This window comes from Variovorax sp. 01N429 (genome assembly GCF_056399425.1).
Genome location: NZ_JBFTRG010000201.1, coordinates 1 through 388, shown reverse-complemented (window position 1 = coordinate 388; position 388 = coordinate 1). Strand labels below are relative to the sequence as shown.

1 protein-coding gene is annotated in these 388 nt (G+C 74.0%); it reads left to right on the top strand.

The window, feature by feature from the left end; all coding sequences use genetic code 11:
• Positions 1-388 (top strand): FAD-dependent oxidoreductase (locus tag AC1DSF_RS31245; RefSeq protein WP_478184187.1); only part of this gene is annotated, 388 nt, incomplete at both ends.

Below are 388 nucleotides of genomic sequence, written 5' to 3'. Positions count from 1 at the left end.
GCCCCCGCCTTCGGCGCGTCCCTGGTGTCGTCGTCCCCGGGCAAGCGGGTGGCCGTCCTCGGCGGCGGGATGGCGGGCCTCACCACGGCCCACGAACTCGCCGAACGCGGCTTCCAGGTCACCGTCTACGAGCGCAAGTCGCTCGGCGGCAAAGCCCGCAGCATCCCGGTCCCGGGCACCGCCGCGGGCGGCCGCCGCGACCTGCCCGGCGAGCACGGGTTCCGGTTCTTCCCGGGCTTCTACCGGAACGTCCCGGACTCGATGCGCCGCATCCCGTTCCCCGGCAACGCCAACGGCGTGTGGGACAACCTGGTGTCCGCCCCGCAGGCGATCTTCGCGCAGGCCGGCCGCCCCGACATGCACCTGACGCTGCCGAACGGCATCGAGA